10 protein-coding genes are annotated in these 14,160 nt (G+C 70.9%); 4 read left to right on the top strand and 6 right to left on the bottom strand.

The features are described 5' to 3' along the window. Positions 1-284: 284 nt before the first annotated feature. Complete coding sequence (locus tag POL72_RS47410; RefSeq protein WP_272103706.1) at positions 285-560, bottom strand: hypothetical protein; 276 nt, start codon at positions 558-560, stop codon at positions 285-287. 67 nt (positions 561-627) lie between these two features. Between POL72_RS47410 and POL72_RS47405 the strand changes: the two genes are divergently transcribed. After that, positions 628-1,857 carry a hypothetical protein gene (locus POL72_RS47405; protein ID WP_272103704.1) on the top strand — a complete coding sequence of 410 codons (1,230 nt, stop codon included), beginning with the start codon at positions 628-630 and terminating at the stop codon, positions 1,855-1,857. 223 nt (positions 1,858-2,080) lie between these two features. On the opposite strand, the gene POL72_RS47400 is transcribed toward POL72_RS47405, so the two are convergent. From POL72_RS47400 to POL72_RS47380, 5 genes are all read right to left on the bottom strand, one after another. Further along, positions 2,081-3,814, bottom strand: coding sequence for a glycoside hydrolase family 43 protein (locus tag POL72_RS47400; RefSeq protein WP_272103702.1), 1,734 nt, complete (start codon positions 3,812-3,814; stop codon positions 2,081-2,083). A gap of 482 nt (positions 3,815-4,296) precedes the next feature. Continuing rightward, a complete protein-coding gene (locus POL72_RS47395) occupies positions 4,297-5,685 on the bottom strand; it encodes a sigma-54-dependent transcriptional regulator (protein ID WP_272103700.1) in 1,389 nt (462 codons plus the stop codon). 325 nt (positions 5,686-6,010) lie between these two features. Continuing rightward, the gene (locus POL72_RS47390; protein ID WP_272103698.1) at positions 6,011-7,417 is read right to left on the bottom strand and encodes an SGNH/GDSL hydrolase family protein; all 1,407 of its coding nucleotides are present in this window, start codon (positions 7,415-7,417) and stop codon (positions 6,011-6,013) included. 557 nt (positions 7,418-7,974) lie between these two features. Further along, the gene (locus POL72_RS47385) at positions 7,975-8,871 is read right to left on the bottom strand and encodes a hypothetical protein (protein WP_272103697.1); all 897 of its coding nucleotides are present in this window, start codon (positions 8,869-8,871) and stop codon (positions 7,975-7,977) included. 289 nt (positions 8,872-9,160) lie between these two features. Then, the gene (locus tag POL72_RS47380) at positions 9,161-9,736 is read right to left on the bottom strand and encodes a hypothetical protein (protein WP_272103695.1); all 576 of its coding nucleotides are present in this window, start codon (positions 9,734-9,736) and stop codon (positions 9,161-9,163) included. Positions 9,737-10,136: 400 nt separating this feature from the next. Between POL72_RS47380 and POL72_RS47375 the strand changes: the two genes are divergently transcribed. Genes POL72_RS47375 through POL72_RS47365 form a run of 3 tightly spaced genes read left to right on the top strand, consistent with a single transcriptional unit; the run spans position 10,137 to position 13,959 of the window. Further along, on the top strand, positions 10,137-10,955 hold the full coding sequence (locus POL72_RS47375; RefSeq protein WP_272103694.1) for a class I SAM-dependent methyltransferase: 819 nt from the start codon (positions 10,137-10,139) through the stop codon (positions 10,953-10,955). Then, the gene (locus POL72_RS47370; RefSeq protein WP_272103692.1) at positions 10,948-11,607 is read left to right on the top strand and encodes a class I SAM-dependent methyltransferase; all 660 of its coding nucleotides are present in this window, start codon (positions 10,948-10,950) and stop codon (positions 11,605-11,607) included. Before POL72_RS47375 ends, POL72_RS47370 begins: the two co-directional genes overlap by 8 nt. A 24-nt stretch (positions 11,608-11,631) precedes the next feature. Further along, the gene (locus tag POL72_RS47365; RefSeq protein ID WP_272103690.1) at positions 11,632-13,959 is read left to right on the top strand and encodes a hypothetical protein; all 2,328 of its coding nucleotides are present in this window, start codon (positions 11,632-11,634) and stop codon (positions 13,957-13,959) included. Positions 13,960-14,160: the final 201 nt, after the last annotated feature.

The raw sequence follows: 14,160 nt of genomic DNA, 5'->3' as shown, positions 1-14,160 counted from the left end.
GCGCAACGCGCCTTTCATCACCTGGGGTGAGCGGCGAATCACCCTTGACTTATTAAAAACTCTTTACTTTCCCTTCCCCCACGCCTCATCCAAAGACGGCGACGATCGTTTCGCAGCAAATTTACACCCGCTTCTCCGCTCGAAAACCTCGTGCTACGCAAATGCTACCGGCGGTTGGCCGATGCTCCATCTGGCGTCTGGCTCAGCGGCCGCGCGGAAGCATGCGCCCGGCACCCAGCGGTCCGGCATCCAGCGGTAACGAGGAGCACCATGCGAATCAACGATCAGGCAGGTCCGTCCACCGTGTCATTGGGCAAGATCTCGCAACGCACATTCGGATTACTCTCGTGCATTACCGCCTTGGTGCTGGGAGCCTGTAGCGGCGACGATCCCGACGCCGGGGGCACCGGTGGAGCAGGCGGCGGCGACGTGCCCACCTCCACCTCGACTTCCTCGTTGACCGGCACCGGCACCAGCACCGGTCCCGGCGCAAGCACCAGCGGCGCCGGCGCCGGCGTCCCCTCGACCTCCACCGCGACGACGGGCTCCTCCTCGTCCACCGGAGATCCCGCCGGCGGCACCGGCGGATCGAGCGGAACGGGCGACACGCACCCGAAGGATCATTGCGTGGACGGTTACGATCCCCATCCCACCGACGCGACGATGAAGGACGGTTCGGCGGAGTTCACGAAGAACGGTCAGATCGATCTCACGGTTCAGCCGGAGGTCATCTCCTGGATGGAGGAGAACGAATGGCAAGCCGCCCACTTCGAGTGGCATAGCATCCGGCGCTGCACCGGCGGCATGGGCATGAGCAGGGTCAATATCTGCAAATCGGCGGTCCCAGTCCCGTCGGACCAGGAGTGCAAGAGCACGGGCGACGGCTTCCAGTTCCTCGCCATGCACCGGCACATGATCCAGTCGCTGAAGCAGCTCTGGCCGAAGCACTCGGAGCAGTTCGAGGGCTTCAAGAAGTTCCCCACGACGGCGGAGGAGGTGCCTCAGCAGTGGAGATCGGACTTCAGGCCCTGGAGCGCCACGACGCTCGCCAACGCGAAGATCGGCGACGAGATCGACAAGCCGGAGAACCTGAGCCGCTTCCCGGACGAGGGCGCGCTCGGCATGTGGCTCCAGTGCTTCGCCGGCCAGGCCATCCCGGGCACCAACCAGCAGGCCAGCGGCCTGCACGGCGATCTCCACTTCAAGTGGGTGCGCTCCCAGAACACCGACCACGGCCTCGGCAACCAGTTCACGAACATCGACAACTACATGTTCTGGAAGCTGCACGGCTGGATCGACAATGTCTGGGAGAAGTACCGTGTCGCCAAGGGCATGTCGCCCACCGATCAGAAGCTGAAGGACGCGGTCGCTGCCCAGTGTTACGAGATGGACGCGATCGCTCAGGTCATCAATCCCGACCTGACGCCGGATCCGGATCCCGGAAATCCCCTGCCCGAGGAGTCCGGCGTCTTCCACGAGACCATCCGTCCGATCTTCGAGAGCGCGATCCACAAGTGCAGCGGCTGCCACGCTGCGCCGTCGACCGGTCCCCAAGCCGGTCTGTCGCTCGGCGGCGACATCAGCTCGGCGGACATCGTCGCGGGCCTCGTCAACAAGACGGCCAGGGGCGGTGGGCAGTTCAAGCTCGTGGTCCCGGGGAACCCGGACCAGAGCTGGCTCTACCTCAAGGTCGCAGGGACGGCCGGGAACGCCGGATGCAGGCCTTCCGCAGGCGGCACCTGCCAGACGGGCGTCATGCCGCAGGCCGCGGACGGCAAGCCGAGCCTGACGAGCGCCGAGCTTTCGGCCCTCCGCAGCTGGATCCAGAGCGGCGCGCCCGCGCCGACGAAGAAGTAGGCTCGCCCCGCTCCGCCCTCCCCGCGGCCCGCTGCATGAGCGGCTCCTGGGGGGCAATCCCCCGCCAACACGCGCCTCTCCATCGCCATCGATGAACGCCGCCGGGTCGACGCCGCCCCACACGGCGCACGACCCGGCGAGCGCCCCAACGCGCCCTCGAGCGCGCCCGTGGGGCTCTCGCTCTCGGTCACGCCGATGACCATGCGGGCGGTCGGCTCGCATCTTACGGCTTGGTTACCTCGAAGGAAGCGACCTTCACCGAGCCGCCCAGCGACTGCGTGGCGTAGTTGAAGATGCCGAACCGGTAGCCGAGGAAGTACTGCCAGTTCTTGTTCATGCTGAGCGTGTTGCCCAGGTTGGTGAATCGGGTGCCGTCCGTGCTGTAGGAGAAGCGCGCCTGCGCGCCGCCGCCATCCGAGCGGACGTTGGCCTCCACGCGCAGCCAGATCTTGCCGCCGGACACGTCCGCGCCAGCCGCCTCGGTGCCCTTGCCCGTCGTGGCCCAGGAGGTGTTCATGTTGACGCCGTTGGTCATCACGACGCGCGCTCCCCCGCTGGCCTTCTTGACCCCGATCCACGCCGATACGTCGCGCAGGGCGGCCAGGCCGGCGACGTCGCCGTTCTGCATCTTGCTGTAGTCGAGCTCGATCGTCCCGATCGAGACGGGTCCTTCGATACGGCGCGTCAGCGTGTTTCGAGCGGCGTACAGATCGTCGGTCACCGTCGCCGTCTGCAGCGTCAGCCCAGCCCCTGAGGACCACTTGGTGCTGTCGGGGTTGTGGTTCCACTCCCACTCTGGACGCAGGGTCGCCTCCGCGAAGGTGTCCTTGGTCACAGGCGGCTTCACTCGATTCGATCCGCAAGGCAGGTCCGGGAAGGGATACGTACCTCCCCACTTGCCGTCCACCAGCGTGAGCGAGGGCCAGCCGTCGTTCCAGGTCATCGGGGCCATCACCGGGATGCGGCCGGCCGGGTACGAGTCGTTGAACCCGAGGTAGTACCAGTCGCCGTTCTGCGTCTGGACGATGCCGCCCTGGTGCGGGGAGCCGCCGGAGCCCGGAGCGCCGGCGTAGGGCACCCTCACCGCGAAGGGCCGCATTTCGTAGGGACCAAAGGGCCCCTTCGTCGAGCGCAGCACATACTCACCGTTCGCGTATTGCGTGGTGAAGATGTAGTAGACTCCGTCCTTCTTGATGAAGCGAGAGCCCTCCAGCGGTCCGGAGAGGTCGCCCGGCGTCTGGAACACCGTCTGACTCTTGACCTGGCTGAAGCCGTCCGCGCTCAGCTGCGCCACGCTGATCGTGTTGTTTCCGGAGGCCACGTACATGGTGTCGTCGTCGTCGATCAACAACCCCATGTCGTAGTAACAGCCACCCTTGTGCTTTTCCCACGGACCTTCCGGGGACTTGGATGTGAAGACCCAGCCGCCGCCCTTGTTGTGCATGCAGCCCATCCAGTAGAAGGTCTTGTTGCTCTCCCGGTACTGGAGCGTCGACGCCCAGATGCCGTTGACATAGGATCGGCCCCCGCTCAGGTCGTACGACGGGTCGACGTCCAGCAGGGGAACGGAGTGTGAAACGTACTCCCAGTGGACCAGATCGTAGGAGCGGAGCAGGGGCGCTCCCGGCGCATGGTGGAACGTGGACGCCGTGTAGTAGTAGGTGTCGTCGACGCGAATGACCTCGAGGTCGGGGAGGTCCTGCCAGAGGAGAGGATTGGAGTAGGTCTCGGGGCAGACAGCCGGGGCGCCGCCGCCGTCGCCGCCGTCACCGCCGCCGCCGGTACCGGGGTCACCGCCTCCGGTCGCGTCCGAGCCTCCGCTGGCGCTCGTCGAACCGACGCTCGTCGTCTGGCCATTGCTCCCGCCCGAGCCGCTGCTGCTCGAAACGCCCATCCCGGGGCCGGTCGTCGCGCCCGTGGTGCCGCCGCCGCCGCTGCCGCCATCGCCGTCGCCCACCTGCGACTCCCCGCTACACCCTGCAAGGAGAGCGAGAAGACAGACAGCAGACGCCGTACCGCCTGCGCGTCGGTTGAGAGAGCGGGTGCTGGGAGGTTGGGAAGAGAAGTGCATGGTCATGGCCCGATTAAGAGGTGTCAGCGTGAGCGCGCGGCGCGCGGCTTTCAGAAAAATGAAAAATGGACGCGTCCAGGCGACGCCGCTCCTTGGCCGGGACGACCCGCCGTGGTCGCGCGACGGCCGCCCTGAAGCATCGCCACAAGTTTTTCGGGGGAACTCACAGGGAGGTGAGAAGACGGGGAATCAACTCCCACCAATCTCCCCGGCTCCCCGGCTCCCTGTTCAATTTTCCGCCAAGAATGCCGACCCCAGGAGGGGCCTGGTCAGGTAACCGCCCTGCCCGAGCGCACCTGAGTCAATTGTGAACGTTCACATCGAGCCAGTCAACCCAAATTGACACGCGCGTCGCCGTCGATGGCGGCTCAGGATCGCGGCCGGGGGATCCCGAGCCGCTGCCGCCGCTCCCACAGCGCCTTGCGGCTGATGCCGAGCCGGCGGGCGATCTCGGTCTCCGTCAGCTCGTGCTGGTGCTCGAGGACGAAGCGGCGGAAATAGCCCTCGAGGGAGTCGGACGGGGGCTCTCCCTCGTGCGCGTCCGCGGCAGGCGCGGGCGGAGTCGGTTGAGGGGGCGCGTCGAGCCCGAGCAGATCCAGCCCGATCTCGCTCGCGTCGGCGAGGACCATCGCGCGGTGAACGGCGTTCTCCAGCTCCCGGATGTTGCCAGGCCAGGGGGCCGCCGCGATGGCGGCGCGCGCCTCCGGCGTCAGCGTCAGCGGCGCGCGGCCCATCGCCCACGCGCGCCGCCTCAGCAGCGACTCCGCGAGGCGCACCGCATCGCCCGGCCGCTCGCGCAGCGGCGGGAGGCGGATCTCGAGGACCCGCAGCCGGAAGTAGAGGTCGCTCATGAACGATCCGTCGCGCACCATCGCCACGAGATCTCGGCGCGTCGCCGCGATGAGGCGCACGTCGACGCGCCGGGCGCGGGTCGCGCCCACGCGCCGCACCTCGCCCGTCTGGAGGAAGCGGAGGAGCCGCGCCTGGACCTTCGGCGGCAGCTCGCCGATCTCGTCGAGCAGCAGCGTCCCGCCCTCCGCGGCCTCGCAGAGCCCGGCGCGCGCCGAGATCGCGCCGGGGACGGCGCCGCGCTCGTATCCGAAGAGCTCCCCCTCGATCTGCCCCTCGGGGATGGCCGCGCAGTGGACCGGAACGAACGCCATCTGCCGGCGCGGGCTCAACCGGTGCACGGCGCGGGCGAGCGTCTCCTTGCCCGTGCCGCTCTCGCCGAGGACGAGCAGCGTCGCCTCGCTCGGCGCGACCTTGCGCACCCGCGCGAACACCTCCCGCATGGCCGCAGAGCCGCCGACCATGCCCTCGAGCTCGTCGTCTTCCGATGTGGGCGGCGCGGACGGCGCGGGCACCGAGTCGCGCGGCGCGGCGTCGGACGGCGCGCCCCGCGCAGGCCGCGCGCCGGGCAGATGGTGGTCGACGAGGGCGACCAGCTCGGCGTGGTCGAACGGCTTCGACAGGTAATCCGCGGCGCCGCGCTTCACGGCGTCCACGGCCGCCTTCACCGTGGCGTAGCTCGTCATGAGCACGACAGGCGCGCCGCCGCACTGCCCGACGAGCGCTGTGCCCGGCGCCCCCGGCAGGCGCACGTCGGCCAGCACCAGATCGAACGTGCGCAGATCGTGATCCGCCGAGGCATCCTCGACCGACCCCGCCTCGATGACGTCGTGACCATGACGAGCGAGCAGCCGCCGGAGCTCCGTGCGGATGACGACCTCGTCCTCGACCAGAAGGATCCGGCTCACGGCGCCACCTCGATCCAGCGCCTCGCCCCGATCGCGGCCGCCGCCACGAGCACGGGCGCGCCATCCGTCGCGCTGGCCTCCGTGTCGTCTCCTCCGCGCATGGGACAAGGCTACTCAGGACCGTTGCGGCTGAATACGCGAGGACGCATAGCGCAACGCGTCAACGTTATCGGCTCAGTTGTCCAGGTTACCGGTCATGGCGCCCTACGAGGACCGAGGCGCTTTCTCCACCGGGGGAGCGGGTGGCCTTCGCCGGGCGCGCGGGAGCTCGGAGCTCCGCGCGCCCGATCGGGCGCCCCCCACGCCCCCCAGAGCGGCCTCCGCTCTACTTGGGCTGGGGGACGAACAGCAAGAGGTCGACGACGTTCGCCAGCGCCTCCAGGCCGGTCGGGTTGAAGTGCAGCCCGTCATCCTGGAAGTCGAGGTCAGCCTTCAGCTTGGTCGCATCGCTGGGGTCGACGACGGCCGGCTCGAAATCGATGACCTTGTCGAACTTGTTGCTCGTGCGGATCCAGGTGTTGACCGTCTGGCGGGTGGCCTCGTGCGCGGCGGAGTAGTACCCGTTGCCACCGAACGGCGTGATGGGCGCTCCGTAAACGAGCATCCCTTTGTCGTGCGCCTTGGTGATGAACTCGCCATAGGCCGCGATCAGGTTGTCGGCGACGGGCGGCTGGCTGTCGTTGCCGATGTCGTTCACGCCGATGAACGTGATCAGCCATTTCGCGCCGCGCTGGTCCAGGACGTCGCGCTGGAAGCGGGCCTTGGCCGTCGGCCCGAGCCCGCCGGCGAGCACGGTGCCCCCGCCGATGCCCAGGTTCAGCACGGCGACCTGCTGGGTCCCCTGATTGGACCGCAGCCGGCGAGACAGGAAGTCCGGCCAGCGGGTGTTCCCGTCCGTGTCCGAGCCGCGACCATCGGTGATCGAGTCACCCAGGATGACGACCGCCGCCGCCTCGGGAGCCGCGTCGACGTCGAGGCCCGTGATGTAGTACCAGTGAGCCGTGGACACAGGGGAGGTCAGGCTCGCCGCCGAGACCCCGTTGCCGGTCTGGATGTACGAGTTGGTCCGCGAGCCCGGGTGCCCGGTGATCCCGGCCGGCACGGCGCCGAACTTGATGGTCACCGCCATCTTGGTGTTGGGCTTGATGGTGTACTCGATCGGATCGGAGAAGACCGTCTTGCCCACCGCGATGGACACCGAATCGGCGCCCGCGAACTTCAGGGCATGGTCGGTGGCCACGTTGATGCCGTCGGCGGTCGTCGACTCCGCGATGTGGACCGACTCCATGGTCACCGGCCCGTCGCCGTACTCGTTCGAGAGCAGCAGCCGCACGCCCTTGCCGCCGATCGAGGTATAGATCACCTGGCGAAGCGTGTTGTTGGTCAGGCCCGGCTCGGGCGGGTTGTTGTTGGTCTCGGTCAGCTGCGGACCGGTCGTCCACGTCCCGACCCAGTGCGCCTCCGCCGCGCCGCCGGCGCCACCGCCGCCGCCGGCGCCGCCCCCGCCGCCCGTGGCCTCGCCGCCGCCGCCGGTGGCGCCAGCGCCGCCCCCGCCGGTGTCGCCGCCGCCACCGCCGCCGCCGCCGCCAGAGGCATCACCCCCGCCGGAGCTCGCCGCCGCGCTGCTCGAGCTGGACGTCGAGCTGGACGTGCTGCTCGACGTCGTGGTGTCCGTGTCATCGCCGCAGCCGGCGACAGCCAAAAACAGAAGAGCACAAAGTATTCTTCGCATGGTCCTCGACGCTCGAAAGATTGCCGTGTTCGCGATCGTTCGAATTGCCCCTCGGCGCACCGCCCCCGATCAGCAGCTCCTTCAGCGCATTCGAACTTTCGAATTTCCTTGATTTCAGCCGAGAGCGCGCCGGTTCGCTCGTGCGCGCAGCGTCGCCTGGATCGAGCTCGGATCCATCGAAGAGCTCGTCTGGATGGCTGCGCTGTCCACCGTCGATGTCCGGAGGCGCGCGGGAGAGCGCGGGCCGATGCCATGCCCCTCACACGCGCGTCGACTGTGTCACATGAGGACTCGAACTACTACTCGGTTCATCGCCGGGAGAACGCCCGGGTGGCGTCGTCCGGACACGCGACGTTACGTTCGGTAACGCTTCGATGGGCGCGCGTTACGTTTGGTAACACCCGGCACGACGCGTCGTCTAGGCGCTTCGGCCCATGGCCCGAGGCCGCCGTGGGTCGCGCGGGCGGCGCTCCGGCCAGCCAGGCGCCGGCGGCGCTCCGGCCAGCCCGGCGCTGGCGGCGCGCCGGTCGGATCGAGGAATGACCTGGCGGTGGGGGTCAGGACGAGCGCTCGGAGGGACCGGCGGCGAGGGCCTCGTGCACGTCCTCGCGCGTCCCGGTGCCGGCGAGGAGGTGCCACGCTCGGAGCGTCGGCAGGTCGCGCATGGCCTCCACGACCAACCGGAGAGGCGGCGGCATGGGGCCGAACCGAGCTTCGTAGAGCTCGATCGTCGCCTGCGCCATCCCCTGCGCCATCCCCTGCGCGACCCCCTGCGTGCGTCCCTGCTCGATGAATTGCTCGACGAGTTCCTGCGTGGTCATCACGAACTCCTCTTCTTCCGGTGTCGCTGGCCCGCGCTGGGCGACCTCCGCTCGGAAGCGTAGCAGAGGACCGAGCGCGATGTCGCGCTCGGGCGCGTCCTCCGGCAGCCGCCGGAAATCTTCGATCGCCTCGCGCAGCACGCGCCCTCCGCCCATCAGCCGCATCAGGAGGGTCGAGCGCACGCGTGGCAGCTCGCCGAGGACGATCAGCGCGGTTCGTAGCAGTCCAGGGCCTTCGTACACCCCCGCGGGCCACCCGGCCATCGGATCCATTCGCAGGCCGGCGATCACGGCCGTTGGGCGGCCGGTCGACGACATCCACAGAAACGGGGGTTCGGACGCGCGGTTGCGGACCACATAGCTTCGCCACACGGCGAGGTGCTTGTGCACGCATGCACGCACCTCGTCCGCGCTCGGCGTGTCGCTGTAGGCCTCGATGGTGCACGCCGTCGCCGCGAGGCGCCCGAGGAGCCCGAGCCGCTCTCGCCCCGACGCGCGCGCCGGGTCGGGTTCGTACCATAGGTCCGCATGCTGCGCCTCTCCGGGGACCTCGGCGTCGGTCACGACCTTGCCGATCGGTGTCATCCCCTCTTGAGCGATGTCCTTCGCCAGCCGATCGAATCGGTTCCGCATGGCGGGCGCAGGCTGGCACGCCGTGTTGACGAGATGAAGAAAAATGCTGGTCCGCCCGAGCAGCGGGCATCGCAAACCGCTTACGCGCGATCGGCCCGACGCATTTTCCTTTCGACACACGAACGGACATCAACGGCCTGATCACACGGTGCGATCGCAGCGCCGCGGCGGGCTTGGAGGCCTTACCTCGACGGATCGGCCACGCGGCCCGCAAACAGGATCGTTCGCTCCGCCTTCTTCTGGATGAAGAACACGGATGGTCGGTATTCGCGCCGGCTGGGTCGACGGGTCAGCGGCGCTCCGTGCACTCGCTCACCCGGGCAAGTGTTGTTCCGTGATTGAGCTCGTCGAACTTTCGGCTCTGGCAGACGCCCAGGTCGCTGCTGCATCGCGTGGCCACCCGAACGCCGCTACTGAGGTCGCTCACGTCGTAGCACGCCGCGACGTCCTGCGATGCGCACGAGTCGTGGCAGTCGAGTGGCAGGGATTCGCACCGCTCGCGGAGGCGCAGCTGGCACCCGTCGCTCGAAGAGAAGCACTCCTGAGACTGCCGGCCGCAGAACCAGGGAGGGTCAACGGGTCGCGCGACCGGCTCCCGACCGCACCGGAAGCGGAGCCGGAATACGATGCCGCGCTCCGTCCTCATGCCCATTCCCTCGTTCGAGGACAGCACGGTGTAGCCCTCCGGACAGGCCTCGCGGGCTCTCTCGTGCGCCTTGGCGATCGTGTCCTTCTCCGTGGCGAAGAAGATCCCTTTGGCCTCCACGACGAGGCCGGCGTCGGTCGACTCGATGACGTACGCGTATGTCTGCCCGCTCGACGCACAGCCGGCCATCGACATCGCCGCCACGACACGCATCCACATGCGTGCCAGCCTATCGACGCGCGATCTTCGCTGCAAGGCGGCCGTACGCCACCCAACATGGCAGCCCGTCGGCTCCTTGATCGCGACCGGCGTGCCGGTGCCGGCGGTGACCGCGGAGGCGGTGTCGAGCTTGGCGGCGCAGGTGGGGGCTCGACCGAAAGCGCGCCGGCGCCGTGGAGGTGTGCCCGGACGCGGTCGTGAGGGGCCGATCCCCGTGTCCGAGAAACTCGGCCGCACCCGAGGAGCGCCGCGCCGATGTTAGGATGCGGCGCATGTCCCTGCCGCACCTCGATCCCGGAGCCCTCGAGGCCATCGTCGAATCGACCGGCGGGCCGCACCCGATCGAAGCGGTCCGCGCGCACCGGCGCTCCTTGCGCCTCCACGGGTGATGAGCGCTCCCATGGACCGAGAGTGGCCGCTCGACGCGGACGACTTCTCCGCCTACTACGCCTTCGCGCCCGCGGCGCTCGCCATCCGCGAGTGCGTGCGGCTGCGCGCCGTGCGCGAGCTCGATCTGCCGGAGCCGCTGCTCGACGTCGGCTGCGGCGACGGCCTGTTCGCGCGCCTCGCCTACCCGGACAAGCAGGCGTGGGGCATCGACATCAACCCGACCGAGGTGCAGCGCGCGCAGCGGACCGCGTCGTACCGCACGCTCATCTGCGGCAACATCGTCAACGTCCACCTGCCCGAGGGGTTCTTCGGCAGCGCCATCGCCAACTGCAGCCTCGAGCACGTGCCCGATCTCCACGGCGCCCTCGTGAACATCCGGCGCGCGCTCAGGCCCGGGGCGCGGTTCGTGCTCATCGTGCCCACGCCCGACTGGACGTACCAGCTCGCCCTGCCCGAGGCGCTCCGCTCCGTGGGCCTTGTCGGCCTCTCGCGGGCGTACGGCGACGCGCTCGATCGCGTCTTCTCGCACGTCCACCTCTACGACGAGGCGGGCTGGCGCGATCACCTCGCGCGCGCGGGCTTCGACCTCGTGGAGACGCGGCCCATCGCGGGCCGGCCGACCTCGTGGGCGTTCGACTTCATGCTGTACCCGAGCCTGCTCGGCTACGTGATGCGCAAGCTCACCGGCCGCTGGATCGCGATGCCAGCGCTCCGCCCGCTCACCGTCGACGTGGCGCGCGCCGTGGTCAACGCGCTCGGGCGCCTCGCCCCGGGCGGCGACGCGGCCGCCGAGTACCTGCTCGTGGCGCAGGCAGGGCCCGATGGCTGACCCGGCGGCGCCGCCCGGCGACTACTTCTCGAACCACCGCCGCCGCGAGCGGTTCCCGTGGTCGCTCTACCACGGCGCGCTCACCCGCCCCCTCGCGCGCGCCATCGCCGCCCGCGGCCCGCGCCCGCGCGTGCTCGTCGTCGGCTGCGGCCTCGAAGGGGAGATCCCCGGCGCCCCGCCCGCGACCGAGCTGTACGGCTGTGATCTCGACGCGCGCGCCATCGAGGCGTGCCGGCGCCTCTACCCGGCGCGCGCGGAGCGCTTCGCCGTCTGTCCGGGGCCGTACGAGCTCCCGACGGGCGGCGGGTTCGAGGGCCCGTTCGACGTCGTGCTCGCGAAGGAGGTCGTCGAGCACACCCTCGATCCGTCGCGCTGGGCGCGCGGGCTCTCGGCGCGCCTCGCGCCGGGCGGCGCGCTGCTGCTCACGACCCCGAACTACGGCCGGCTGTCCACGCTGCCGCTCCTCGAGGCCACGGTGCTCGAGTGGATCGCGCGCCGCGACGGCTTCTCGCGCAAGCACATCCACCCGAGCAAGTTCGACGAGCGCAGCCTCGCGGCGCTCGACGTCGGGGAGCGGATGCGGCTCGTGTCGGTGCGGCGGACGCTCACCGGCTGGTCGCTCCTCGGCACCTGGCAGCGCGCCCCGGGCTGACCCGGGCGCCGGCGAGCTCTGTTGATGCTCTACCTCCTGCTCGCGCTCGGCGTCCTCGTCCTCCGGCTGGCCGAGCTCCGCGCCGGCGCGGCCACCGGCCCTGCCGCGCCCGCGCCCGCACCGGCCGTACCCGTCGCGCACGGGCCGACAGCCCCCGTCGGGCCCGCGCCGGCCGCCTCCGTCGCGCACGGGCCCGCGCCGTGCTTCGCCTGGCTCGCCGCCGCCGCGGCGGTGGCGGTCGCGCTCCTGCCCGCGCTGCGCGACGCGCCCGCGCTCGCCGGGCCCGGCGCCGCGCTGTCGAAGGACACGATCTCGCACCTCGCCATCGCCTACGACATCGCGACGAGCGGCCTGCCGCACGGGTGGATCGCCACGAACAACGGCGGCTTCCCGATCGCGCTGCACTACCCGCCGGTCGGCTGGCTGCTCGTCGCGGCGCTGATCCGCCTCGGCGTCGCGCCGGTGGTCGCGGTGAAGGGGCTCGGCTTCGCGGCCTTCGTCGGGGCCCCGCTGGTCGTCCTCGCCGCGGCCCGCGCGGTCGGCGCGCGGCCCGCGTCGGCCGCCGCCGGCGCGGTGGCGCTCGCGTGGGTCGCGCCGTATGTGCAGTTCGCGGGCGGGTGGCCGTCGTTCTTCCTCCTCGGGCTGCTCTCGCAGATCCTGGTCATTCCCCTCGTCATCGCCTGGGCCGCCGCGGTGATCCGCCCCGCCCGCTTCGAGCTCGGGCCGGCGCTCGCCGCCGCCTGCGCGGCGACGCACCCGCAGGTCTTCACGGTGAGCGCCGCCGTCCTGGGCGCGGCCGCGATCGCCGCGTGGGATCGGCGGCTGTGCGCGCGCGTGCTCCGCTCGCTCGCCGGCGGCGGCCTGGTCGCGGTCGCGCTCTACGGCCCCGGCATCGCGTCGATGGCCGCGCCCTTCGGCTGGCCTGCCGGCCTCGGCTGGCGGCACATCGGCTTCGGGCCCGAGCGCGTGCTGCCGTGGATGCTGGATGGCGACCTGCTGGACTACGAGCACGCCCCGGTGATCGGCTCCGCATGGATCGCCTCCTGCTTCCTGCACGCGACGCGCCTCCGCGCCCCGGCGTCGCGGGCCGTCCTCGCGGCGTCGGCGGTCGCGCTGCTCCTGTCGATGAGCGGCGGCTGGATCGTCGGCGCAGGCCCGCTCGGCCGCGCGCTGCTCTCGCTGTTCCAGCCGATGCGCGCCCTCGCCCTCCTGCCGCTCGTCGCGGCCGCGGCCATCCTCAGCGCGCTCGACCTCGCGGCCGCGGCGCTCGCGCACATCGGCGCCGCGCTGGCGGCGCGGGGCGCGCGCCGCTCGCGCCCCGCGGTCGCCGGGCTCCTGCCAGCCGCGCTCGCCGGGCTCCTGCCAGCCGCGCTCGCGCTCGTCGCGGCCGTCGAGATCCCCGCCCGCGCGGCCGATCTCCACGTCATGGCAGAGAAGCAGGCCGCGCTCGTCGCGTCGCGCGGCTGCCCGCCGCCCGCCGAGGGCTTCGACCCCGATCTCATCGCCCGCTGGCTCGCCGAGGCGCCGCCCGGCCGCGCGAGCTACGCCGTCGAGGACGAGTTCGCGACCTGCTCCATGATGCACGCCGCCGATCTCCGCCGCGCGGTCCCGATGGCCGCCTCGACCGGCGCGGGCGCGCATGTGGGCGTTCACGCCGCGGCTTTCCTCAAGGTGGCGCCCGAGCGCCCCGGGAGCGCCGCGCGCGCGGAGGCGCTCGGCATTCGCACGCTCATCCACCTGACCGCGCAGCGGCCGGGGCCACCCGAGGCGTGGGCGCTCGTGGACAGGCGCGGCGAGGTCGAGCTGTCGCGGCGCGTGGGCGGCACGGACTACGTGGGGCTCGGGTGCGTGCGCGAGGTATGGCGCGGGCGGGAGGCGGATCTGCTCGCGGCGCTCTTCGAGCACCTGGAGCAGCCGCGCACCGTGCTCGACACGCCCGGCGAGCTCGTGGCGCTGGAGGCCACCCGCGGCCCGCTCGAGCGCGTGGCCGTGGCCGACGATGGCTGCGACGCGGCCCGCGCCAGCGTGCGCGAGGTGCCGCGCGAGCCGGGCGCGTACGAGGCGACCGTCGACGCGGAGGCGCCTGTCGACGTGGTCTTCCGCGCAACGGCGTACAGCGGCTGGCGCGTGCGCGACGGCGGCGTCGAGCTGGCATCGAGGCGCGTCGCCCCGGGCTTCTTCGCGGTGCGGATCGGCCCTGGCCAGCACCACCTGGAGGCGGTGGTGGCACTGCCGCGGTTTTACCTGCAGGGGCTCGCGCTCGCGTGTGGGGCTGCGATCGCGCTGGGGGCGCCGTGGCTCCGGCGGCCGATCTTTCGCCGTGGCCGGCTCCCAGTCACCGAGCGCCGGTGACGGGATGGCTCCGTCGGCGCCGGAGCAATGGTAAAAGCGGACGCGCCGGGCAGCGGGGAGCGAGCGAGTGCAGAAGGCGGCGGAGGGGTCGACGTACACGCGGGTTGCTGTCGTGCAGCTCGTGTTCCGTGGCATCGACAAGCAGTCGATCTGCGGCTTCGATCGCTCGCTCATAGTTCTCAGATGTGACTGCCGCATCTA

It is taken from the genome of Sorangium aterium (assembly GCF_028368935.1).
GTDB lineage: Bacteria > Myxococcota_A > Polyangia > Polyangiales > Polyangiaceae > Sorangium > Sorangium atrum.
The sequence above is the reverse complement of the archived record's forward strand: the minus strand, read 5'-3'. Positions and strand labels throughout refer to the sequence as shown.